The organism is Paenibacillus sp. 2KB_22 (assembly GCF_052115745.1).
GTDB lineage: Bacteria > Bacillota > Bacilli > Paenibacillales > Paenibacillaceae > Paenibacillus.
This window is the reverse complement of the sequence record NZ_JBFRHG010000001.1, coordinates 1,635,869-1,659,531: the sequence shown is the minus strand read 5'-3', so window position 1 is coordinate 1,659,531 and position 23,663 is coordinate 1,635,869. Positions and strand designations below refer to the sequence as shown.

At 44.6% G+C, this 23,663-nt stretch carries 20 protein-coding genes; 16 read left to right on the top strand and 4 right to left on the bottom strand.

Features of this window, described 5'->3' with window-relative positions; all coding sequences use genetic code 11:
* Positions 1 to 25 precede the first annotated feature (25 nt).
* The 3 genes from AB4111_RS07125 (at position 26) to AB4111_RS07115 (ending at position 5,200) form a co-directional block, all read left to right on the top strand.
* A complete protein-coding gene (locus AB4111_RS07125; RefSeq protein ID WP_442030965.1) occupies positions 26 to 2,113 on the top strand; it encodes a hypothetical protein in 2,088 nt (695 codons plus the stop codon).
* A gap of 23 nt (positions 2,114 to 2,136) precedes the next feature.
* A complete protein-coding gene (locus tag AB4111_RS07120) occupies positions 2,137 to 4,083 on the top strand; it encodes a DNRLRE domain-containing protein (protein ID WP_442030964.1) in 1,947 nt (648 codons plus the stop codon).
* 814 nt (positions 4,084 to 4,897) lie between these two features.
* The gene (locus AB4111_RS07115) at positions 4,898 to 5,200 is read left to right on the top strand and encodes a YunC family protein (RefSeq protein ID WP_017689545.1); all 303 of its coding nucleotides are present in this window, start codon (positions 4,898 to 4,900) and stop codon (positions 5,198 to 5,200) included.
* 117 nt (positions 5,201 to 5,317) lie between these two features.
* Here AB4111_RS07115 and mtnA read toward each other — a convergent pair whose 3' ends face one another.
* The gene (gene mtnA, locus AB4111_RS07110) at positions 5,318 to 6,391 is read right to left on the bottom strand and encodes an S-methyl-5-thioribose-1-phosphate isomerase (RefSeq protein WP_339240946.1); all 1,074 of its coding nucleotides are present in this window, start codon (positions 6,389 to 6,391) and stop codon (positions 5,318 to 5,320) included.
* Positions 6,392 to 6,414: 23 nt separating this feature from the next.
* Complete coding sequence (gene mtnK, locus AB4111_RS07105) at positions 6,415 to 7,632, bottom strand: S-methyl-5-thioribose kinase (RefSeq protein ID WP_442030963.1); 1,218 nt, start codon at positions 7,630 to 7,632, stop codon at positions 6,415 to 6,417.
* A gap of 298 nt (positions 7,633 to 7,930) precedes the next feature.
* Here mtnK and AB4111_RS07100 point away from each other — a divergent pair, with 298 nt between their 5' ends.
* The 10 genes from AB4111_RS07100 (at position 7,931) to AB4111_RS07055 (ending at position 17,492) form a co-directional block, all read left to right on the top strand.
* On the top strand, positions 7,931 to 8,392 hold the full coding sequence (locus AB4111_RS07100; RefSeq protein ID WP_017689542.1) for a Dps family protein: 462 nt from the start codon (positions 7,931 to 7,933) through the stop codon (positions 8,390 to 8,392).
* 123 nt (positions 8,393 to 8,515) lie between these two features.
* Entirely contained in the window at positions 8,516 to 9,091 is a 576-nt protein-coding gene (locus tag AB4111_RS07095) for a DUF1802 family protein (RefSeq protein ID WP_442030962.1), read from the top strand.
* 371 nt (positions 9,092 to 9,462) lie between these two features.
* Positions 9,463 to 10,245, top strand: a complete 783-nt coding sequence (sufC, locus tag AB4111_RS07090) for a Fe-S cluster assembly ATPase SufC (protein WP_062833524.1) — start codon at positions 9,463 to 9,465, stop codon at positions 10,243 to 10,245.
* Positions 10,246 to 10,270: 25 nt separating this feature from the next.
* On the top strand, positions 10,271 to 11,575 hold the full coding sequence (gene sufD / locus AB4111_RS07085; RefSeq protein ID WP_442030961.1) for a Fe-S cluster assembly protein SufD: 1,305 nt from the start codon (positions 10,271 to 10,273) through the stop codon (positions 11,573 to 11,575).
* Entirely contained in the window at positions 11,572 to 12,792 is a 1,221-nt protein-coding gene (locus AB4111_RS07080) for a cysteine desulfurase (protein WP_091032625.1), read from the top strand. The genes sufD and AB4111_RS07080 overlap by 4 nt, the downstream gene beginning before the upstream one ends.
* A complete protein-coding gene (gene sufU / locus AB4111_RS07075; RefSeq protein WP_017689537.1) occupies positions 12,782 to 13,213 on the top strand; it encodes a Fe-S cluster assembly sulfur transfer protein SufU in 432 nt (143 codons plus the stop codon). Before AB4111_RS07080 ends, sufU begins: the two co-directional genes overlap by 11 nt.
* A 20-nt stretch (positions 13,214 to 13,233) precedes the next feature.
* Positions 13,234 to 14,631, top strand: coding sequence for a Fe-S cluster assembly protein SufB (sufB, locus tag AB4111_RS07070; RefSeq protein WP_053780522.1), 1,398 nt, complete (start codon positions 13,234 to 13,236; stop codon positions 14,629 to 14,631).
* Positions 14,632 to 14,922: 291 nt separating this feature from the next.
* On the top strand, positions 14,923 to 16,272 hold the full coding sequence (locus tag AB4111_RS07065) for a jacalin-like lectin (RefSeq protein WP_442030960.1): 1,350 nt from the start codon (positions 14,923 to 14,925) through the stop codon (positions 16,270 to 16,272).
* Positions 16,273 to 16,480: 208 nt separating this feature from the next.
* The gene (locus tag AB4111_RS07060) at positions 16,481 to 17,200 is read left to right on the top strand and encodes a M23 family metallopeptidase (RefSeq protein ID WP_442030959.1); all 720 of its coding nucleotides are present in this window, start codon (positions 16,481 to 16,483) and stop codon (positions 17,198 to 17,200) included.
* 151 nt (positions 17,201 to 17,351) lie between these two features.
* Positions 17,352 to 17,492 carry a hypothetical protein gene (locus AB4111_RS07055; RefSeq protein ID WP_017689533.1) on the top strand — a complete coding sequence of 47 codons (141 nt, stop codon included), beginning with the start codon at positions 17,352 to 17,354 and terminating at the stop codon, positions 17,490 to 17,492.
* Positions 17,493 to 17,624: 132 nt separating this feature from the next.
* Here the strand turns inward: AB4111_RS07055 and AB4111_RS07050 are convergent, their stop codons facing one another.
* Both AB4111_RS07050 and AB4111_RS07045 read right to left on the bottom strand, forming a co-directional pair.
* Positions 17,625 to 18,674, bottom strand: a complete 1,050-nt coding sequence (locus AB4111_RS07050) for an HD-GYP domain-containing protein (RefSeq protein WP_442030958.1) — start codon at positions 18,672 to 18,674, stop codon at positions 17,625 to 17,627.
* 125 nt (positions 18,675 to 18,799) lie between these two features.
* Positions 18,800 to 19,546, bottom strand: coding sequence for a molybdenum cofactor biosynthesis protein (locus AB4111_RS07045; protein ID WP_442030957.1), 747 nt, complete (start codon positions 19,544 to 19,546; stop codon positions 18,800 to 18,802).
* Between the two features lie 120 nt (positions 19,547 to 19,666).
* On the opposite strand from AB4111_RS07045, the gene AB4111_RS07040 reads away from it, so the two are divergent.
* From AB4111_RS07040 to yfkAB, 3 genes are all read left to right on the top strand, one after another.
* Positions 19,667 to 21,103, top strand: coding sequence for a bifunctional metallophosphatase/5'-nucleotidase (locus AB4111_RS07040; RefSeq protein ID WP_442030956.1), 1,437 nt, complete (start codon positions 19,667 to 19,669; stop codon positions 21,101 to 21,103).
* Between the two features lie 67 nt (positions 21,104 to 21,170).
* Complete coding sequence (locus AB4111_RS07035) at positions 21,171 to 22,292, top strand: HD-GYP domain-containing protein (protein ID WP_442030955.1); 1,122 nt, start codon at positions 21,171 to 21,173, stop codon at positions 22,290 to 22,292.
* Between the two features lie 220 nt (positions 22,293 to 22,512).
* On the top strand, positions 22,513 to 23,649 hold the full coding sequence (yfkAB, locus tag AB4111_RS07030; RefSeq protein WP_091032604.1) for a radical SAM/CxCxxxxC motif protein YfkAB: 1,137 nt from the start codon (positions 22,513 to 22,515) through the stop codon (positions 23,647 to 23,649).
* Positions 23,650 to 23,663: the final 14 nt, after the last annotated feature.

Below are 23,663 nucleotides of genomic sequence, written 5' to 3'. Positions count from 1 at the left end.
AATTCAGAAAGGAGTGGGTTAATTAATGGCAACTTTAGGTCAAGCACTACCGCTTCCAGAAGAGGGTTGGAAAAGGTACGATGATACGAGCGATATTTTCAAGTATTCTAGTGGCTTCGTTTCCTCTCCAAACGCTGTATATTACAACGGAACTTCTAGGCTTTCATCGTCAATAAATTCAACCGTAGAGTTTCAATTTGAAGGTACTAAGATTAGAGTAATTGGTAACAGTCATAATATGGGATCATCTAATATCTCTATTATGATTGATGGAGTTACTGAAATTTACAGCCAATATAACCAAAAATCGGTCCTTCAGCAAGTATTGTTATACGAAAAAACATTAAGCAGAGGGATTCACACAGTTAAAATAACAACAAATGACGCTTCTTACGTTCTTTTTGATGCAATAGATATTTATGAAAAGAAATACTATAATACACTTTTTCATTTTAGTGGGTCTTATTACTATTATTCAAGTGCATGGAACAAGATATCTAACAGTACACCAACGGAGCAAGATTACATTGACTATGGGATGGACGACATCTCCACCATACCTGAATCAGTATGGTTACAACTCACTGGCGAAGTTGAACTGTGTTACTACACGGATGACCTAACAAAAACAGAAGCCTCCTTTAACACTGAAGTTGAACCTTTTACTCTTGAAGAGGAATGGGCAGACAAGGATATTGAAGTACTTTACTATACTGATGATCCAAATCAAACTGAATCAGTAGTTACAATTGAAACTGATCCTTTCACCCTAGCCGAAGAATGGGAAGACAAAGAGATCAAAATCATCGAATATACCGATGACCCAAATCAAACCGAATCAACGATTACAATCGAAACCGAACCGTTTACCCTCTACGATGAGTTGGGTGAAAGTGTAGATGTTCTATACTACACAGACGATCCCTCCAAAACGTCAGCTGAACTGAATATCACGGCTAACTACTCCCCATTGGATGAACTTGAGGGAGATTTTGACGTGGTTACATGGACGAATGATGAAGAGGTTATTGCCGGTAATCGGGACCTGATGCTAACGTATGACGCGCTACCGTTTGAACAATTAATTGTGCAACCAACAGACATAGCACTCTATGGAGACGTGAAAAAGGTTATTGCTACGAGAGTAACGGAGAACAGCCCGGAAGGTATATTAAGAATGGCTGCTTCGTTCGACTCGGGGATGACCTGGAAAACGTACCGTTTCAACAAGTGGGTCAATATGGATATCAAGGATACAACCTTCTTTAAAAGAAAAGGAATGAATTTGGACACGCTCAACGCGATCCCTGAAAAGGATCTAATCGGATTAACACGAATCGCCTATTATTTCGATGGCAGCAAGCATTATGAAAACAGCTATTTGCTTGACGAAGTGAAGATGGTCGTTGATGCACCGCGTAACACAGTGGAGTTCAGAGATATGTCACTGCAACTGTTAAACACCACAGCCACAATCGACCTGACCTTCTCTGGTAACAAGCTTACAGGTGTGCTGGATGATGCAGATCAGGGCAAGGTGAAGTACCGCGTGTTGTTGAACGGTAAAACGTATTATCCGGCGGATGGCAATTTTACGCGACTAGCAGCTTCACCATTCAATATTGAACTCAATATTGACGAGAGAAATGTACATTTTGGCGTAGAGAATACCTTGAAGGTTGAATTTCAGGACTATTGGGGTGCCGTAGATTCCTGGGAAAGCAAGTTTATCGGATCGTATTCAGGATTAATGTTTATGGATGAGTCTGGAGATTTTCTTTCAGATACCTTTGGCGGAATTTTGAAACAACTCGATTACGGGGTAATCATTGCCGGACAGACGACGTTAACGAAGAAAGTTAGAATCAAAAACTTGCTTGGATATGCTGTGGATCATGTTTACCTGGAGATGGATAAGAAATTCGAAACGGACGGTGTTGAAGTCCAATTATCCAGACAGGCCGATCCGTTCCTTCCGATCGATTATCTGACCTATGGTCTGATCCAACCGGAGGATAGCATCGATTTTTATATTCGCATCGCAACGGATATTCATGCCAAGCCGAACCCGAATGGTATTTTTGAAATGAAGGTCACAGCAGACCGTGTATAGCTCTCAATACAATGAGACAGGAAGTGAGTAGAATTAATAACGGGGAGACTCTATTAGATAGTGTTATACATATTAAAAGTCCGGAAAATCGTTTTGCAGCAAAGTATATCCTGTACAATCAGGTGCATGAAGAACTGTCTTCGACCCTAATAGCTGCTACAAGAAAAGTAAGCAAGATCGTCTCTACTGTATCCGTACGTGTCAGACGTTCACAGGAATTAACCAATTCACTATATGTGATGTACAAGTCGCAAGGAGATCTGAGCGCAACCATTCAAGCAGCGTCCAAAGTTGATCTTGAAGGCATGCTATACGTTCGGCCACATAACCGTGCATACGGAAAATACGAATTATTGGAAGCACCTCGTGAGACTGTTGACCTAAAGCCTGTTGCTGATGCAACCACACGAAGTCAAACTCACCTGCAGACGATCAACTTTGGTGATACACAGCGCATGATGATCGGCAGAGATGAGATGGAGCAATTCGAATCATTTATACATTTCGGTGATCTGGATACCAGAATACCTGATCTGTTACATTTGGAAGAAGCCAAATTGAGGTTATATTACACAGGAACCCTGGCACCAGGAGCACATATTGAGCTGCATCAGCCGGATACATTGTGGCGGGAGTACGGAATTACGTATGCAAACAGACCTCATTCCATTCAGCTCTTATCGTCCAGTTATGTCATTAATACGACTGAACGTTATGTTGAGTTTGATATGATGGCATTACTTCACATGTGGAGAGACGGCATGCTTTCGAATGTTGGAATGATTATTCAGTCTAGCGGTAACACGCCGATATATTTCAACACTCGCGAGTCTTCCAAACCACCTGTTTTGCAGATCAAATATATCACTTCTCAGATCTATTCCATCGGTCGAACCGAAATCGGAAGTGAAGTTTTTATTTATGGTGCAGGTCGCAAAGAGATAGCTTCATCGTTAGTTGTACACAGTGATATTGGGCTGGATTGGCTCAAATCTCAGTTGTACATCCACCGCTATGAGGAGCACATGCATCATGATATACCTCAAGTTATCGCGGTCAGCCGTCCGGAACTGGATGCAGACCTGACTATAGCTAAACGTATAGATGCAGAACTGGATTCGAACATTTCTATTGTTGAAAGTAGAACAGAAGAGAAAGAAACATGGATTGCTGTTTCTAAACCCGAGCTTCATTCGCAGTTCATTACTGCTATACGAACAACTAAGGATACAGACGGTAATCTTGCCGTTAGAACAGGTCTGGACGACGAAAAAATTGTAGAAATCGTAGTTTCTCATCCTGACCTACCTTCAGTTATTACGGTAGATAGACAAATGTCTCTGGTCAGTACGTTAACGATATCACAGTTGTTCGATGATGGACGCGATACGAGTTTAGTTGTATCCATACCTGATCTTCATGCTTCATTGGAAGTCTCCAATTATACAAAAGCAACTTCAACGTTGGGGGCTTTGCTAACGGTCATGTACGACGGTGATTCGACTGTCATTTCGGAGATTAAGGTTAATAAGCCTGATCTGAATAGTGTTCTTCAAGTCAGAGGATTAGATCATGATGAGAGGGCAGGCAGTCTTGAGATTCCTTATTTGGAAGAACAGCCTGGGCAAGTATATATCTCCAGACCTGATGTACTTTCCAGCATTGAGGTCAAGTATATGGATGTTTTGGATGGCCACATTAGTATCAAGGAAAGAGAATACTTGGATGGCTATCTTCAGGTGCGAGAGTGGAAGGATATGCAGTCTACGGTAGATGTGAGACAGATTGAGGATATGGCCACTGAAATGACAATTTCCAAGCCTGATCTGACCGCTTATGTCCTTCCAAGAGTTATTGCGAATGAAGAGTTAGGTTCGATCGCAAGTATCCGTAAACGGGATGCCAGTGATTTAGTGACTACAGTGATTGTGAAGAGTCCAGGGAATCAAGCGTATTTTTACATTTTATAAAATAAGTTAACTATCTAAGAGGGCGATGGCCCTCTTTTTTTTGCGTTTAGGCTCTTGCTCAACTGTAAGCATCTGTACTTTATTATGTAACAGTCCTCTTCACGTTATGATACAATGTGTTCATCACATATATTAAGGAATGAAGACCATGCGTCAAGAGGACAGCATATTTGAACAAATTATGAAGCAGAAGAGATTGAGACCGATCAAGTCTGAAACTGATAATCTTCAAGTTAAACCAATACATAAAAAGAAATTAACTCATGAACAATTAAGTGAATCGGACGTCCAGTTCAAAAAGTCGGTTGCTGAATCAATAGATCGAAGTGTACTTCATAGACGTGTACTGGGAATTAGAAGAGAGTTAACGGAGATAAGGCGATTAAAGAATGATGAGCATACGTTTTAAGGTAGGCCAAATTTGACTCACCTCGGGTGCTATTGCTCTTGAATCTAATTGGGTAATTGACAAGAAAAAAACCAGCACTAGTTTAATGTTGGCCAGGGTTAATGATGCTGTAAGGCTTAGAGTGATATACACCGATTATAATTTAAAGTATGACCTTGATGAACTTATAGACGCTCAAAAATATTAATGATTATTATGAGAGCTACCTCATTTCCGAGGTGGCTTTTTTTAATATTTCAAAGAAAAAGAATATTTTTACATCTAAGTTTGAGAAAAGAATTACGAATAATATATTTGAACTGTACTTACCTACATTTTCTCAAACACGGCAGGTGTCCACACGACATTCCCGAATGAGGCATACAATTATCGTGACCTGTGGAAGAGGAGGTGGATCGGGAAATTATGGTGACGATGGAGCCCATTGTAGTTGGAGAGCATGTATTGGTTGGGGTAGAAGTCAAACTGCCCAAAACAACGTTGTTGACCATTAACACATCCAAAGGATATATCATGTGCGGAGCACTCGATGTGGGATTACTTAATGAAAAGCTCGGGGATCGCAAAATTATTGCGGCGCGGGCGGTTGGTGTGCGTACACTGGAGCAATTGCTGCATGCACCTATGGAGTCGGTGACAACAGAGGCCGAGGCCATGGGCATTACGGTTGGCATGACGGGTGTAGAGGCTTTGCTGAAAATGATCTAATCACTAACAAAGGGCTCCCCATATGGGAAGCCCTTCTTTAGCATCGTAATACTGGCCTGGCACATCGTAGGCACCAACGCTATACACGACACTCTCTTCTTAAATACTCTTATTAAGTTAAGCTTCTTCCTTTGCGAACAAAGCAGCCAAATTTTCTTTGAAAGGAGCGCGAACCACGCCTTTTTCCGTGATAATAGCTGTTACATATTCGTTAGGTGTTACGTCAAATGCTGGATTAAATACTTTAACACCTTGCGGTGCTGTACGTTTACCAAATCCTTCGGTTACTTCCTCGGCAGCTCGTTCCTCAATCGGAATAAGATCTCCGGATGGAGTAGACAAGTCGATAGTCGACAATGGGCTGGCTACATAGAACGGAATATTGTGAGCCTTGGCAAGCACGGCCACACTGTAGGTTCCGATTTTGTTAGCTACGTCACCGTTCGCTGCAACCCGGTCTGTTCCCACGATAACGGCTTGAATCCAACCTTTGGACATCACCATGCCTGCCATATTATCACAGAGTAGCGTAACGTCAATGCCTGCTTGCTGAAGCTCAAATGCAGTCAGGCGTGCACCCTGAAGTACAGGACGAGTCTCGTCTGCAAATACTTTCAGATGGATACCGCGTTCCTGCGCGAGATACATTGGAGCGGTTGCCGTACCGTATTTCGCTGTAGCCAGTCCGCCTGCATTACAGTGGGTGAGTACACCCATACCATCCTCGAACAAAGGCAGTGCATTCTCGCCGATCATGCGGCATACTTCCTCGTCTTCCTTCTGGATCAACAGAGCTTCAACTTCAAGAGCGTCATTGCCCTCTTCCAGGCTTAAGCCGGATTCAACGACTACATTTGCTCTTTGCATCATGCGATCCAGTGCCCAGAACAGGTTCACTGCTGTTGGACGGGAAGTCGCCAGATGAGCACATATGGATTTTACATGATCCAGCCAGCCTTGAATGGTTGTTCCGTCGTATGATTTGGCACCTAATACAACACCAAATGCAGCAGCAATACCAATCGCTGGAGCACCGCGTACTTTCATGGAATGAATGGATTCCCATACTTCCTCAGGTGTATAGAGCTTAAGCATAAGAATAGTTTCGGGCAACAGACGCTGGTCAAGCATTTCAAGTTTGTCCTTTTTCCAGATCAGAGAGGACAGAGGCTGATATTCAGGGGTTGTCATGGGTGGTTCCTCCGTTCCTTATGTTAAGCCTTAGTAGTAATTACAGCTGTAGATACAATATCCAGTACGTCACCGATGGTATTCAAGCGACGATTGTTTTTGATTAACGCTTTACCAATGGCCAATGATTTACGCTGAGCACGTTCACGTTCGGTCGCATCCGAAATGGTATCTATATCCGCTACGTGAGCGAGTCCCACGATACGACGAACCATTTTGGCACCTGCGAAGCCGATCGAATCTCTGAACAATTGTTGCACATACAGCTCCTGGTACCCAGGCGTTTTTGCCATCGGATCCACCAGGTCATTAGCCCAGAGGGCACGGAAACGGGATTCAAATTCAGTCCATACATCACGAACCATATTCAGCAAAAGCGTTTCACGCTCACGCAAAGCAGTCTCATCCTGAATCCATCCTGGCAGGGATGCGTAATTCAAGAGCAGGTTCGCGAGGACTGCACCAACATCGAATCCCATGGGTCCATAAAATGCAAATTCGGGATCGATGACTTTGGTCGATTCGGGTGTAACAAAAATACTGCCTGTATGCAGATCTCCATGAAGCAGTGCCTGCCCATGTGTCAGGAATTTTTCCCGCAGCAAGGCTACTTCAAGGTGAAGCTCTCCATCCGTGCGAAGGGCTTCAGCTTCATCTTCAATGGAAGCATTATAATTATTTTTTTCAGCGATCCGGTAGGGTTCATCAAAGATCAGATCTTCCGTTATTTTGCATTGGTCCGGATTAGTGAATCTGCCCTGTTGTTCCTTCTTCAATTGCTGATCCATGCCCAAGTCGGATGTGAAGAACAGCGTTCTCGCCATAAATTCCCCAATATGCTGTGCAAAAAGAGGATAGGAAACACCTTCGATCAGGCCTTTGCGCATGATCACGTGATCACTCAGATCTTCCATAACGGTTAACGCGAGGTCATCATCGTAATGATACACTTCGGGTACCATCCCTGGACACAGACGGTACTCTTCTTGAAGAATTTCACGTTCAATTCGGGCACGTACGAGAGAGAGTGGCCATGATTCTCCAACCACTTTCGCATAAGGAAGCGCCTGTTTGATAATGATACTTTTATCGGAGTTCTGATCCGTGATGTGGAATACCAAATTCAGATTGCCGTCGCCGATCTCGTGACAATCCAGATTTGCATCTGCCGCAAATGGACCCGGTAATGTTTTGGCCAGTTCAATTGCATCCTGGGGGGTTAAAGGGCGATATTCGGACAAAGGTGCCACCTCCATATATATGAAGAAACAGGAAAACCCACTTCTTTGCTTGGTATATGTCAGTATATCGGAAATAGCGAGGTTTTTGAACTTTTTTTTGAGACAAGCCAAGTTGATCCTGATTCGAACTTCCTGTTCAAGGGTAAAAACAAATAGGCCGGACAGTTGAGAGAAACGCTGTTCATAAGCCTCTCCGCTACCAAGCGGTGATACATTGTTAACTCTCTGTTATGCATTGCGGGACAACCTGCTTATCATGGCATGACAGACTAATTTTAAATAAAAGGATGGGATTAATATGGCTACAAAAAACAAAACAGATCAAGCGAAATCGGTGGAACAAGTACTTAATCGTCAAGTAGCTAACCTGAACGTATTGTATGTCAAAATTCATAACTATCACTGGTACGTTAAAGGACCGAACTTCTTCACGTTGCATGTGAAATTCGAAGAGTTCTACAACGAAGTTACCGTGCAAATGGATGAAATCGCAGAGCGTATTCTTACGCTAAAAGGTAGTCCAGCGGCTACAATGAAAGAATACTTGGAGCTTTCCTCTATCCAAGAAGCAGCAGGTGGCGAAGATGCGAAGACAATGGTTCAAAACCTGATCGAGGACTTCGCTACACTTTCGAATGAATATCAGGAAGGTATCGAGGTTGCAGATGCAGCTGAAGATCAACCGACATCCGATATGCTGACAGGCTTCAAGGCTGACCTTGAGAAACACATGTGGATGCTTCGCTCTTTCCTCGGTTAATACAGCCAAGATTTAATCTAATACAAGATGTTTCTTTCGTAAGCTTTCTGATCTCCGATCATGTTGTCAGAAACGCCCTAAGCGTCTATACTGCTGACAAGAACGATAGGGGAGGAACCGCTTATGTTAGAATCAACGATACCGGCTTTAAAAGAATGGGCTTCAGCAATCAAAGCACTGGAATCGGGTCGCCAAATTATGGTGATGCGCAAAGGTGGGATTGTAGAGGAAACCCGACATTTTGAGCTGAAAAGTCCGGCGTTTTACCTGTATCCGACTTATGAACATCAGCGTAAAGAACTCATTAAGTCCTCGGATCAATCCTATGTTGAAGAATCATTGGCCGAATGGGTGCCCGAAGCTTCGACAATCCGTATTACTGCATATGCCGAAGTAACGCAGGATCTGGAGATACGAGATCAGGAGATGCTGGATCGACTTCTTGACTTTCATATGTGGACAGCGGATTTTGCCGAAGACCGTTTGAAATGGAAACGGAAAGATCCGCTCCATGTATTGATTTTACGTGTGTACCTTTTGAAAGAACCGATGGAAATCCCCGTATTGCCTGAATATAATGGCTGTCGTTCCTGGATTTCTATTCCGAATGGTCCGGTGCCGCGCGAAATGACGCCGGTGGTGGACGTTGCGGATTTTGACGAACAGGTACAGAAGATTAACGAGATGCTCAAATTGTAATATTAGTAATGAAGGGGCTTGTCCATAATATGGATAAGTCCTTTTTTTAGATTAGTGTGCAGCAGATATGATGAAAGCTTGATTTTCTGTGATTTTTCTCACTGTCCATCTCGGCAGGAGATGTTTTCTCATTTGATTCAATCTGGTATTTATTATAGAATCAGAAAGAATAATGTTTCCTGCTAGGAATATACACTGTTAGGAAATAGCTTGATTATCATTGAGAATCAGTTTAGAATTATTCTAAAGTGTTCTTGCTTTGAAGATTCGAGTACAAGAGAAATTCAGGGGAAGCCCTGTTCAGATATAATAGGCGCTTTTTCGTTTTCGACAGTAAACATCAATTTAATCAATGGAGGGAAACAATACACATGGCTACGAATTTCGTCATTGAAGGTCTGAAAGCGACGATCGAAGGTAAGGAAATCCTGAAAGGCATCAACCTGGAAATGAAAGGTGGAGAAATCCACGCAATCATGGGTCCGAACGGAACAGGTAAATCAACTCTGGCTTCTGCATTGATGGGCCATCCGAAATATGAAGTAACTGACGGTACAATTACACTTGATGGTGAAGATGTATTGGATATGGCAGTAGATGAGCGTGCACGTGCAGGTCTCTTCCTGGCTATGCAATATCCAAGTGAAATCGCTGGTGTTACTAACTCCGACTTCTTGCGTAGTGCAATTAACGCACGTCGCGGCGAAGGTAACGAGATCTCCCTGATCAAGTTCATTCGTCAAATGGAAGGTAAAATGAAAGAACTCGACATGAACCCTGAGTTCGCTCACCGTTACCTGAATGAAGGTTTCTCCGGTGGTGAGAAAAAACGTAACGAGATTCTGCAAATGATGCTGCTTGATCCGAAAATCGTAGTACTCGATGAAATTGACTCCGGTCTGGATATCGATGCTCTGAAAATTGTGGCAAACGGTGTAAATGCAATGAAGAGTGAGGATCGTGGTTTCTTGATCATCACTCACTATCAACGCCTGCTTAACTACATTACTCCTGACTATGTACACGTTATGATGCAAGGTCGTATCGTGAAATCCGGCGGACCTGAACTGGCACACCGTCTGGAAGCTGAAGGATATGACTGGGTTAAGGAAGAGCTGGGAATTACAGACGAAACTGTAGGTCAAGAAGCGTAAAGACAAAACGGAGGAGGATTAATTAATGACTACACAAACAATTCTTCCGGTTGAATCTGAAGCGCTTCGCGCCTTGTCGGAAAGCAACAATGAACCCGGCTGGTTGACCGAACAGCGACTCGAAGCTTTGAAGCTTGCGAGTGGGCTTGCGCTTCCTAAACTGGAAAAACAAAAAATCGAACGCTGGAATGTCAGCGAGTACGGAACATATAAAGCAAGTGAAGCTATTTCTTCTTTGACAGAAGTACCTGCTTCTATCAAAGATCTGGTTCAGGATCAAGCTGAAGGCAGTCTGGTTATCCAGCGCAATTCCGGTGCGGTATATTCTAAAGTGTCTGCTGATCTGGCGGCAAAAGGAGTTATCTTCACGGATCTGGCTACTGCGGTTCGCGAACACGGTGATTTGGTAAAATCATATCTGAACACAGCAGTGAAAGCAGATGAGCATTCCCTTGCTGCACTGCATGCGGCACTTTGGAACGGCGGGGTGTTCCTGTATGTTCCGAAGAATGTTGAAATCGAAGTACCACTGCAAGCAGTGTTGCTTACCGATGATGCATCTGCAACGTTTGCACCTCACGTGCTTGTGGTTGCAGAAGCAAACAGCTCAGTAACTTATGTGGATAACTATGTATCCGGCGAACTGTCCGCACCTGTTTTCCATAATGGTGTTGTTGAAGTGTTCGCAAAATCCGGTGCTAAAGTACGTTTTGCATCGGTTCATCAACTGAGTGTGAATGTAACTGATGTTTCATTCCGTCGTGCAGTCTTGGAGAATGATGCTTCGATCGAGTGGATCGTTGGTGAAATGAACAATGGCGATACAGCGAGTAACACGATGACTGTGCTTAAAGGCAATGGATCAAGTTCCGACTCCAAAGTCATCGCTGTAGGTTCCGGTTCTCAGAAAATTAACTACACCACAGAAGCACGTCACTTCGGCAAGAATACGCCAAGTCAGATGATTACACGTGCAGTTATGCGTGAAGAAGCTTCTGCAATCATCAACGGGATCACGAAGATTGAGAAAGGCGCTACCAAAGCTGATGGACAGCAGACAGAGAAAGTATTGATGCTGAGCCCTAAAGCACGTGGAGACGCCAACCCAATTCTTCTGATTGATGAGGATGATGTAACAGCAGGTCACGCTGCTTCTGTTGGTCAAGTCAATGCCGAGCAGATTCATTACTTGATGTCGCGCGGAATTAACCGTACGGATGCCGAACGCCTGATCATCTATGGCTTCCTGGCTCCGGTGGTGGCGGATATTCCTCTGGAAGCACTGCGCACCCAATTGCAGTCCCTGATTGAGAAGAAGCTGGGACAATGAACCCGTCCATTCGCGAGCAGTTCCCGATCCTCCACCAGGAAATTAACGGACACCCGCTCGTATATTTAGATAGTGCTGCAACTTCACAGAAGCCTCGTGCTGTGATCGAAGCAGTCAAACATTATTATGAGTATGAGAACTCCAACGTACATCGTGGTGTTCATACCCTTGGAAGCCGTGCAACCGACGCTTACGAAGGCGCACGTGAGAAGGTAGCCAAGTTTATCAATGCCCGTAGTACCCAGGAGATTATCTTTACCCGCGGGACAACGACAGCCCTGAATCTGGTGGCTTCATCATACGCCCGCGCCAATTGCAAAGAAGGCGATGAAATTGTTATTACACAAATGGAGCACCATAGTAATCTGATTCCTTGGCAGCAGGTTGCCAAGGAGACAGGTGCAACATTGAAATACATCCCGCTTCAGCCTGACGGTCATATTGAACTGGCTGATGTCGAGAAGACGATTACGAACAATACTAAAATTGTAGCAATCGCATATGTATCCAATGTTATGGGTCTAATCCATCCCGTGAAACAAATTGCTGAAATTGCACACCGCAATGGTGCTGTCATCGTTGTTGATGGCGCACAAAGCACACCTCATATGAAGGTGGACGTGCAGGATCTGGACTGTGATTTCTATGCATTATCCGGTCATAAAATGTGCGGACCAACCGGAATCGGTGCACTCTACGGCAAAAAGGCGCTGCTGGAGTCCATGGAACCCATTGAGTTCGGCGGTGAAATGATCGATGATGTAGGTCTATACGAATCTAACTGGAAAGAGCTTCCTTGGAAGTTCGAAGGCGGAACCCCGATTATCGCAGGTGCGGTAGGTTTGGGAGCTGCCATTGATTTCCTGGAACAGATTGGTATGGATGAGATTGCACATCATGAGAGTGTGCTGGCAGCTTATGCAACGGAACGTCTGGCCGAGATCGATGGGTTAACCATCTATGGCCCAGCGAAGCGGCATGTGGGTGTTGTTACCTTTAATCTGGGGGATGTTCATCCGCATGATGTGGCAACCGTACTGGATGCGAGTGGCGTAGCCATTCGTGCCGGACACCATTGCTGTCAACCGCTAATGCGCTGGCTTGAAGTTAGCTCAACAGCTCGCGCCAGCTTCTATCTATACAATAACGAACAAGATGTAGATCGGCTTGTCAGCGCCTTAATCCAGACAAAGGAGTACTTTGGCGATGCAACTTGATGATCTGTACAGACGTGTTATAATGGACCACTACAAAAACCCGCGTAACCGCGGAACATTTGATAATGACGCTGTCACGGTGAATTTGAACAATCCAACGTGCGGCGACCGGATTTCACTGCAAATTTTGCTGAAAGACGGAATCGTTCAGGAAGCCAAATATACGGGTGAAGGCTGCTCCATCAGCATGTCCTCTGCATCAATGATGACGGAGGCCGTCAAAGGCAAAACGATGGAACAGGCACTCGATATCGCTAACCGTTTTTCCTCACTGATGAAAGGTGAAGAAGTCGATTTCGACGATTATGAAGATCTCGAAGCCCTATCCGGTGTGAACAAGTTCCCTGCACGCATCAAATGTGCCACTCTGGCCTGGAATGCATTACGCAAAGGGATTGACGAAGAGAACAAAGTACAATAACGATAGGGAGGTAGAGCAAGATGGCTAAAAAAGCACCAGAAATGGAAGAGTATAAATATGGTTTTCGCGACGAGCACAAATCCATCTTTCAAACCGGTAAAGGTCTGACTGCAGAGGTAGTTACCGAGATTTCCCGGATCAAGAACGAACCTGAATGGATGTTGGAATTCCGACTGAAATCCTTGAAACAATTCGAAAAGATGCCAATGCCGAAATGGGGCGGAGATCTCGACGGATTGGATTTCAATGAAATTCAGTACTACGTTCGGGCTTCTGAAAAACAAGGGAAAACATGGGAAGAGGTTCCTTCTGAAATCAAGGAAACCTTTGACAAATTGGGTATTCCTGAAGCAGAGCAAAAGTTCCTTGCAGGGGTATCGGCTCAGTATGAGTCTGAGGTTGTATACCACAACATGCAAAAGGAATTGGAAGATCAAGGTGTAATCTTCATGGATACGGATACGGCTCTCAGAGAGCATCCGGAAATCCTGCGTGAATATTTTGCAACAGTTATTCCGCCAGCAGATAACAAATTTGCTGCATTGAATAGTGCGGTATGGTCCGGAGGAAGCTTCATCTACGTGCCTAAGGGCGTTAAATGTGAAGTGCCTCTGCAAGCCTACTTCCGGATTAACTCCGAGAATATGGGACAATTCGAGCGTACACTCATCATTGCGGACGAAGACAGCTTTGTTCACTATGTAGAGGGTTGTACAGCTCCGATCTACAGCACGAACTCACTGCACAGTGCGGTCGTTGAGATCATTTGTAAGAAAAATGCCCGTGTTCGTTACACAACGATTCAAAACTGGGCACCAAACATCTACAACCTCGTTACGAAACGTGCGGTTGCAGAAGAAAATGCAACGATGGAATGGGTCGATGGTAACATCGGTTCCAAACTGACGATGAAATATCCAGCGGTTGTACTGAAAGGCCGTGGAGCTAAAGGTTCCGTACTCTCCATCGCTGTTGCTGGTAAAAACCAGCACCAAGATGCAGGTGCGAAAATGATCCACTTGGCTCCGGATACAACATCTACAATCGTATCCAAGTCCATCAGTAAACATGGGGGTAAAGTAACGTACCGTGGTTTGGCTTCCTTTGGACGTCAGGCTGAGGGCGCGAAATCTAATATCAAGTGTGATACACTCATTCTCGATAATGAGTCCACATCAGATACAATTCCGTACAATGAAATCATGAATGATAACATCATGCTGGAGCATGAAGCTACGGTATCCAAAGTGTCCGAGGATCAACTCTTCTACCTGATGAGCCGCGGTCTGACGGATGCTGAAGCTACACAGATGATCATCATGGGCTTCATTGAGCCATTCACGAAGGAATTGCCAATGGAATACGCCGTTGAGATGAATAGATTGATCAAATTCGAAATGGAAGGCTCTATTGGTTAATCCAATACAGCGCCTTTTGAAACCGTGAAGTTGAACCTTACTGTTGATGTTAAGCGGCAGTAAGACTCAGGTGATCGCTTATGAATATAAAAAAGATCAAGGGAGATATTCCCTTGATCTTTTTTTGTTGCCCAAACAAGACGATGAGAAAGTGGTATGTGAGATCAATTGCTTAGATATTTCTGACTGAAATATTAGATTATAGATTATACAAATGAATAGAACAGATTTATTCTTCCATTAACGAAAGTTACATATATTTGAATAGATTCTAATATGAGGAGGTATATGATGCGAAGAAGTATAGTTAAAAAGGGAGCAACCTTGGTATTGTCTGCTGTTGTTGCCTTTACGAGTTCTCCGTTATTTTCATCAACGGCAAGTGCAGCAGATGGTGGAACAGTATCCGGTTCATTCAACGTACTTAGTTACAATGTAGGTGGTCTTCCGGATCTGGTATCCAGTTCCAATCCTAAGGAGTACACTGTTCAGATATCTCCCAAATTAAATAACTATGACATCATTAATGTGCAAGAGGATTTTAATTATCATAATGAGTTGATATCCCAGGTGACTCTGCCGTATATAACGACAACAAGCGGAATTGCTGGTTTTGGTAGTGGGTTGAACAGTCTGTCCAAATATCCATTCCGTGACTTGAAGCGTATTACCTGGGATAAGCGGTCCGGTCTTTTTGACAATGGAAGTGATGAATTGACTCCAAAAGGGTTTACAGCAGCCACATATGAGATCGCACCTCAGGTGAAAGTGGACGTGTACAACTTGCATGCAGACGCAGGGAGCGATGATAAATCGCTTGAGGCCAGACAAGATAATATTAAACAACTCTCCAATTACATAAAGGAGCACTCGGACGGAAATGCGGTTATCGTATTCGGGGATACCAATACACGCTACACCCGTGCGGCTGACAATATAGAGCTGCTCATGTCTGAGAATGGATTAAGAGATCCGTGGATCGATTTGATTCGAGGTGGAAACATTCCCGCTGATGGGGATGCTCTTATGGATGCAAGCGATATACATGGTCCGAACTATGAAATTGTCGACAAAATTTTGTATCGAGGAAGTAAAGCGTTGTCCCTTAATGCACAGAGCTATCGTTTAGAAAATCAAACGTTTGTTGATCCGAATGGAAAGCAACTCTCTGATCATTATCCGATTACAGCGGAATTCGTGTACAGTACATCTTCTCAGTACCAACTAAGTTCAACGATTGGTGGAGCCGGGGGGAGCGGGTTTAATGATCTAGATCATATTCCGGATACCAGACCTAGCTCAGTTGTGCTCAACTCAGGCAACCGTGTAGACGGCATTTCAACGTTGTACAGTGATGGAACAAACCTGGCACATGGTGGTCAATCGAACATTGCCACACTTAACTTGGCAGACGGAGAGTACTTTAACCAGGCAACAATTGGTCAGGGGACACGAAATGGAGGTAAACGGATCTTTTACGTGGAGTTGTCGACCAACCTTGGAAATAAAATTGAAGGCGGACAAAAGACATCGGATCAAATTAAACTTGAGGCACCAGCAGGTTGGTATATCGCCGGATTTTATGGAAGAGCAGGACAGGAATTGGATCAGTTAGGTGTCATATACAGACCTCTGGATTAGGAGTGTGTAGTGGTTGAACTAAAAACATAGGATGTAACTGATAGCGTAAATCATAGTAGCATCGCGCGCCGCTTGGAATATACCTTGGCGAGACCAGAAGGTTTCCCTAATGATATTCTGAGCGGTGCTTTTTTGTAATAAAATAAGACCAATAGCACAAGCCATTTCATAGATTTAAGCATCTAATGATAGAAAAGGATGTGAGTGTATGAGCGTGAACCCTTTCGAGGGATATCGGATTACAAGTTCATTCGGCTATCGCATTCATCCCATTCATGGTGGACAGACATTTCACCGCGGAATTGATCTCGTGACAGAGCCCTGGAATGGCCCCGTCTATGCCTTTATGGAAGGCAAGGTACGTTTTGCTTCCGAAGGAGTTACAGGCTCCGGATTCGGTGGTTACGGGCTTACAGTTGCCCTTCAAGATCATCGAGGCTATTTGCATTGTTATGCTCACCTTTCGCATATTGCCGTAACTGTTGGACAGCAGGTGAAGCGAGGTCAGCTGATCGGTAATCAGGGAAGCACGGGTCAGAGTACTGGCCCGCATGTACATTATGAGATTCGTAAAACAAGTGCACCATCTTACGGATATACAGCCAATGAAGAGGGTGTGACGGAACCGGGTGCATATCTAGAAGCCGAATACGGAACTGCAACTCAGGAACAGGAGGCTCTGCCGATGACCACTGAGCAGAAGAGAATATTTGAAGCCATGCAGAAAACGCTGGAGATTCAAGGGGAATGGATTCAGCAACAGGAGCAACTTTCCAATATGGATTGTCCCACATGGGCGCAGCAAGCGTTTGATTATTATCGACCGTTTATTATGAACGACAAAGGCAGTTATGATTTTTGGAGATTACTTGTTATCATGCACCGCAAGGAAAAAGGCATCCAGGTTCATTCGGATAAGAATATATAGATCATTCAGAAGTACGGGATTTATGAATAGGTCGAATCTTCAGGGCAGAACCAGGCAGGCAACCAATTGTGGAATGTTGCCGCTTCGCCCGGTTCATTAGGTCGGTGAACGTCATATGTTAGGGTATACCTGATGAAGAGGAGGCAATCACATGAGCGAAGTAGGATATGGCTGTGGAGGCAACGTAGGCGGAGTAGGTGGCGTTGGTGGATACAATATGTTCACTAACACTGGTGCAATCTTGGTACTGTTCATTCTGTTGGTTATCATCACAAAAGCATTCTGCGTGTAATCCAACATGATCGAATCGGAATAAACAAAGGGAAGCCGAATACGGCTTCCCTTTTGTCATATGCCAACAATGAGTTAGTTATATAAGCTACTTCTTTTGGTTCTTCGTATGCATGCTCTGTACAATGAACAGTTACTGTACATAGATCTCAACGATAGCAATATCTCTTTCTTTCGCTAAATCGATAAAGGCCGTAGAGGTCTGAACGAGTGGTCGGAAGTAATCCGCAGGATTATTCATCACAATTAGTCCCGTCTGACCCGTGGTGAGCAGAACCCTTTTACCGATAAAATTAGGCAGCATATGCTTGATTAGTTCCTGCGTTGCTTCACCATTTAGCTGACCGAAACTGAGGCTGTAGAGTTCACACAGAACAGAGATAAGCTCCTGTTTGGTCTGATACACACGATTGGTCGTCATGGCGCTGTAAACGTCCGCTACAGCAGTTATACGGGCATATGGGTGGATCTCGTCTCTTCGCAGTCCATGAGGATAACCACTTCCATCCTCGCGCTCATGATGCTGAAGTGCAACCGTTGCCAGAATTTCATCCTGCGTGGATTCTTTAATGATATCGTACCCATAGAATGTGTGTTTCTTCATTTCGTCAAATTCTTCCGTGGTCAATTTACCAGGTTTATGTAACATTTCAGAAGGAATCTTGGACTTACCAATATCATGAAGATATCCTGCTTTGGCTACCGTTAGACATTCCTCGGGGTTATAACCCATCCAGCCGGCGATATAAAAAGCGAGCATTCCGACTTGCAATGAATGGTTATAGGTATAATCGCTATCCCCGTCCAGCATAAGCAATAAGGAGACAACATCTTTCTGTTTTTCCAGCTGTCCCGTTAGGGTAATCAAAATCTCATCGACTTGTGTCTCATCAATAAAACCCTTCTCCATCGCTTGTTGAAATAGAGATTCAGTACCTTTGATCGTATCGTTAAACAGATTAGTTAACAGACGGGTTTGATCGGAAGGTAAGGTTTGTGCATCAGAGTGTAGGTCGGATGTTGTATGTTCTACATCTGCGTAATCGATTCCATGTTGCAGCAGCTTGGACAGGTCATCTTCACTGAGGGCGGAACCTTTCATCAGGATGTGGAGACCCGAACTGTTGTATACATCATTTTTTAACAGGTCGCCAGGTTTAAGATCAGTAACATGCACTCTCACGTATAAACCACCTTTTCCTCGACTAATATCGACACATAACATTATAATAACAAGAAAAAAATGGGTTGACAACGACTTATTTACTATTAACCCACTCTGTCTAAAAAGGTGTAAAGGCTCATTGTTTAGTTATCCATGGGGTTCCATGGTCCTAATTGATGGCCTTTCCATTCAGATCCATCTTCCCAGATTTCCTTTTTCCAGATTGGAACGGTCTGTTTGAGTCTCTCTATGGCGTAGCGGCTTGCATCATAGCAGTCGTTACGATGAGGTGAGGAAACGGCAATGACTACACTAATTTCTGCCACATCCACTTTGCCGATTCGGTGACTGATTGCACATAACACACCAGGCCAGCGATTGGAGATTTCCACACCAATGGCCGCCATCTGAGAAAGAGCCATCGGTACATAGGCCTCATATTCAAGATGGACGGTGCGCTGTTCACCAGTCATTTCACGAGTCGTACCTACAAAAGTGAGAGCTGCCCCGTGATTCGGGGTAATCACTAGCGCCGTTGTTGCTTCCACAGACAAGGTGGACTCAGTAATCAGGAATAACCCATCTTCCGTTCGATGATCAGAAGAGGCAGGCTCAGGCTTTTTATCAGGCATAGCCGTACCATCGCCTCCAGAGACTGGTGGAATCAAGGCAAGTTCGTCTTCTGATCTAATTATAGTATCGGCAGGAGCGTACTGCTGGTTAACTGCCAAAAAGGATGTCCTTATCTGGGAAGCTGCCTCTGGGTAAGCCAGACTCAGTTTTTCTTTTAAATCGGCAGCGGTTGGAATGCCTCCAATATACTCAAACTCCAGAAGGGATGTATTTAAACGTTCTGCAATGCCTGCAAATAGTTGAATTGTCAATTTCATAGATATGACTCACCTCTTTTTGATCTCTAAACCCTTTAAATATATCATAACGACGCGGAAAATGTTATGCTTATCCATTAGAAGAATGAACGTTTATTGAAGAGCAGGGGAGGCGGTGTGATGAGCACCAGGGAGAAGCAAACGTTAACGATTCTACACACCAATGACATTCATAGCCACTTCGGCTCCATGAGCACCATCGCCGCTATGATCAATGAGGAACGTGACCTAGGTGGCAACCTCCTTGTATTGGATATCGGCGATCATATGGACCGGATGGCCGTTGAAACAGAGGGAACACTGGGTACGGCTAATGTTGATGTTATTAACCTGACGGGATACGATGCCATTACAATCGGTAACAACGAAGGACTAACCTTTACGCCAGATCAGCTCGCGCAGTCCTACGCTGGACTTCTGTGTCCTGTGGTATGCGGCAATGTTGTGGAGCAAGATACTGGCCTTCCGCCAGTGTGGATGAAACCTTCTCTGATTGTGGAGAAAGGTCCATTTCGCATTGGTCTGCTGGGGGCCACCGCCCCTTTCACCACGTTTTACGAACTGCTTGGGTGGGATGTACTGGACCCTGTGGAGTCACTAAGAGCTCAAGTGGAAGTGTTACGTGATGAAGTGGATGTGGTGGTTATTCTTTCACATCTGGGACTTTCGACAGATCGGAGACTGGCGGATCAGATTACTGGAATTGATGTTATTCTCGGTGGACATACCCATCATGTTCTCGAAGAACCATTAGTCATTGGTCAGACCGTGCTGGGCGCAGCTGGAAAATTTGGGCAATGGCTTGGGAAAGTGGTTCTGGAACGAACAAACGTGGGGGAACCTCTTCAACTGGTAAGTAGCGGTTGTAGGGCTGCCAAGAGTCTATTACTGGATGATCAGGTTGCGCTGGCAATCGCTACGAATCGTACGGAAGCCGAAAGGACACTCAATCAGACGGCAGTGATAACAGACCGGGTGCTGCCCATCGCGTATGACCGGGAATCCCCGTTAGCAACATTGCTTGCACAAGCTGTTCGTCATTTCACGGGGGCACAGCTGTCGCTGGTGAATGCAGGTCAGCTTCTCGGAGATCTTCCACAAGGTAATATTACAAAAGGAATGTTGCATTCCCTATGTCCATCTCCTATAAATGCTTGTACAATATGCTTGAGTGGAAGTCATATTCGTGAGGCACTTGAGCAGTCCTTGTTGGACGATTTTTCAGGTAAGCCCATTGTGGGATTTGGTTTTCGTGGTCAAATTCTAGGTACGTTATGTATGGACGGAATGGAAGTTCAATACAATCCACATGCGCCTGCCTATGAGAAAATCCAGACCATATCCATTAATGGGGAGCCTATGGACGAACATTGTGAGTATATCGTTGGAACACTGGACATGTTTACGTTCAATGTGGGGTATCCTCCTCTGGCTCATGGGACCCGTACACTCTATCATCTTCCGGAATTCATACGCGATCTGCTGGAAACGGAAATAAAACGACCAGGGGCTCTGGACGACAGCCTGCGAGCCCGCTGGCATTCAAAGCTAAATTAAAGTACTTGCCTTCTGCTGAAGCGGCGGCTAGTGGTAATTACATCTACGGAGCGGGAGAGGATAGGCTGTGCGTTTAGTACATATAAACTTATTGCAGCCTGGCATGAAGCTGGGGAAACGTATTTATAGTGAAGAAGGCCTGGTATTACTTAGTGAGGATGTAGAGTTAACCAGTCGATTGATTGGACGCCTCAAGGATCTCGGGGTTGGTTATGTGTATATTAAAGATGCGGCGACAGAGGACATCATCGTTCCTGAAATGCTACAGGAAGAGACCAAAAGGAAAGCACTGGTAGAGATCAAACAGCAATTTCAGAGTATGTCAGGACTGAAAACCAAAAATCAGATTCCTCATTTCGGTAAAGCGCTTAGTGGTGTGATGAATGCCATTCTGGAAGACATCGGTAGTCAAAAGGAAGCCATGATTATGCTGATGGACATGAACTCCAGTGATTTTGACCTGTATAACCATTCTCTGAATGTATGTGTGTACACGTTGGTTCTTGGTGTCGCTTCGGGTTACACACGCCAGCAATTAATGGAGATTGGTCTGGGCGCTTTGTTGCATGATATTGGCAAGACACAGATTGCACCGGAAATTCTGCACAAACCCTCCAGATTGAGTGACGAGGAGTTCAAAATCATTCAGCAGCACACTACATATGGACACCGTATTCTCAAAGATGAACCAGGCATACCGCTTCTATCTGCGCATTGTGCATTACAGCACCATGAACGAATTGATGGAAGCGGGTACCCCTTTGGTTTGAAAGACAAGGAAATTCATGAATATGCCAAATGGATTGCGCTTGCTGATTCCTATGATGCCATGACGACGAATCGGGTGTACAAGCAAGCTTTGTTGCCACATCAGGCCGTCGAGGTGCTGTATACTGGTTCAGGGACCCTGTATGAACAAAGGATGCTGGAGAAGTTCAGGGATTGTGTCGCGATATACCCAGTTGGTATTTCAGTAACACTCAGTACAGGAGAGGTTGGGGTAGTTGCATCCATTCATTCACGTGTTCCTCAACGTCCACTTATCCGTGTTCTAAAAGATGCAGACGGCCAGACTTTATCTTCGCCTTATGAAATTAACCTGCTGACAGCTCTGTCTGTGATGATCACAGGTGTTGAGGGTGTGGAGGATACACCTTCAGCGGTCCAAAGTGCACAGGTGGAAAGCTGAACAACTTGAAAGATGATTAGCGCTCATATCGTAACTTCGGGGCCATTTCGTGATGCCGTCCAGAGTTGCTTGAGCGTTTTTTGTCATGTAATGGACAGGGTCTGCGTATGCCGGAGCATTCAAAATTGTGCTATGATAAAAGATAACTCCAAAAAGAGAAACACAAGGTATGATCTAAATAAAACTTTTTAGGTTAATAAAAGGAATAAGGTGAAGAACAATGACCATGCTAAACTCAGGATCGGTACAACCGATGCCTTTATCGCCGACCAATGATCCGTGGGATCCGATCGGCTCTCTGCGTACATATGGACGCCATGTGCTGACCAGTGTAGAAATGACTGTGACACATCTGTGCAATATGAGATGTGAGCATTGTGCTGTAGGAGATATGCTTACGATGCGTGAAGCGCCGGCTCTACCACTGCCTCTGATGCTGAAACGATTGGATGAAGTGGAGCATCTGCAGACGATTAGTCTGACAGGCGGCGAGCCAAGCTTTAGCCAGAAAACAGTGGATGAGATGATCATCCCACTGCTCAAATATGCCAAGGAACGTGGAATTCGATCCCAGATTAATTCCAATTTGACATTGGATATCAGCCGGTATGAGCAACTTTTACCGTATCTGGACGTTATGCATATCTCATTCAACTATCTGAATGCGGACGATTTCCATCAAGTTGGATTTGCAAATAGTGGCAGGCCTGTGAAACGTGAAGTAGCGGTGAAGATGTATGAGAAAATGATTGAAAATTCCCGCAAACTGAGTGAAGCAGGCATGTTTATTTCTGCGGAGTCGATGATTAACTTCCGTACGCACGACAAGCTGGATGGTATTCATCAATTGATTCGTGAGATGGGCTGTGTTCGTCATGAAGTGCATCCGATGTATAACTCGAACTTTGCTTCGTCGTTGCCCGTGTTATCACTGGACCATATGAGAGCGGCGATTCATCGTTTGCTTGATGTGCGTGACAAGGATATGTGGATGCTCTTCGGGACATTGCCATTCTTCGCGTGCAGTGCAGCAGAGCAGGATCGGGAATTGATTAACCGACTGTACAGCGAGCCAAATGTGACGGTACGTAACGATCCGGACGGACGCAACCGCGTGAACGTTAACATGTTTACAGGCAATGTGTATGTGACGGATTTTGCGGATATCCCGGCATTTGGCAACATTCGTGATCGTAAGCTGGATGATGTGTTCCATGAGTGGTCAGCGGAACATCCGTTGAATCAGACGGTTAACTGCCATTGCGATATCGCATCCTGTTGCGGGCCAAACCTGCTCGTAGCGGATATGTATTACAAAGGTGTGGATTTCAAATCTAGAAAAGCAATCACACGTTGATATTCCAGGTGTAT

What these genes read in the sequence shown, in the direction of transcription:
- AB4111_RS07095 (WP_442030962.1), top strand. Translation starts at nt 8,516, where the DNA reads ATGTTAGAATCAACGATACCGGCTTTAAAAGAATGGGCTTCAGCAATC.
- sufU (WP_017689537.1), top strand. Translation starts at nt 12,782, where the DNA reads ATGCAACTTGATGATCTGTACAGACGTGTTATAATGGACCACTACAAA.
- AB4111_RS07065 (WP_442030960.1), top strand. Translation starts at nt 14,923, where the DNA reads ATGCGAAGAAGTATAGTTAAAAAGGGAGCAACCTTGGTATTGTCTGCT.
- sufC (WP_062833524.1), top strand. Translation starts at nt 9,463, where the DNA reads ATGGCTACGAATTTCGTCATTGAAGGTCTGAAAGCGACGATCGAAGGT.
- sufB (WP_053780522.1), top strand. Translation starts at nt 13,234, where the DNA reads ATGGCTAAAAAAGCACCAGAAATGGAAGAGTATAAATATGGTTTTCGC.
- mtnA (WP_339240946.1), bottom strand. Translation starts at nt 6,391, where the DNA reads ATGACAACCCCTGAATATCAGCCTCTGTCCTCTCTGATCTGGAAAAAG.
- sufD (WP_442030961.1), top strand. Translation starts at nt 10,271, where the DNA reads ATGACTACACAAACAATTCTTCCGGTTGAATCTGAAGCGCTTCGCGCC.
- AB4111_RS07060 (WP_442030959.1), top strand. Translation starts at nt 16,481, where the DNA reads ATGAGCGTGAACCCTTTCGAGGGATATCGGATTACAAGTTCATTCGGC.
- AB4111_RS07040 (WP_442030956.1), top strand. Translation starts at nt 19,667, where the DNA reads ATGAGCACCAGGGAGAAGCAAACGTTAACGATTCTACACACCAATGAC.
- AB4111_RS07045 (WP_442030957.1), bottom strand. Translation starts at nt 19,546, where the DNA reads ATGAAATTGACAATTCAACTATTTGCAGGCATTGCAGAACGTTTAAAT.
- AB4111_RS07080 (WP_091032625.1), top strand. Translation starts at nt 11,572, where the DNA reads ATGAACCCGTCCATTCGCGAGCAGTTCCCGATCCTCCACCAGGAAATT.
- yfkAB (WP_091032604.1), top strand. Translation starts at nt 22,513, where the DNA reads ATGACCATGCTAAACTCAGGATCGGTACAACCGATGCCTTTATCGCCG.
- AB4111_RS07125 (WP_442030965.1), top strand. Translation starts at nt 26, where the DNA reads ATGGCAACTTTAGGTCAAGCACTACCGCTTCCAGAAGAGGGTTGGAAA.
- AB4111_RS07100 (WP_017689542.1), top strand. Translation starts at nt 7,931, where the DNA reads ATGGCTACAAAAAACAAAACAGATCAAGCGAAATCGGTGGAACAAGTA.
- AB4111_RS07115 (WP_017689545.1), top strand. Translation starts at nt 4,898, where the DNA reads ATGGTGACGATGGAGCCCATTGTAGTTGGAGAGCATGTATTGGTTGGG.
- AB4111_RS07055 (WP_017689533.1), top strand. Translation starts at nt 17,352, where the DNA reads ATGAGCGAAGTAGGATATGGCTGTGGAGGCAACGTAGGCGGAGTAGGT.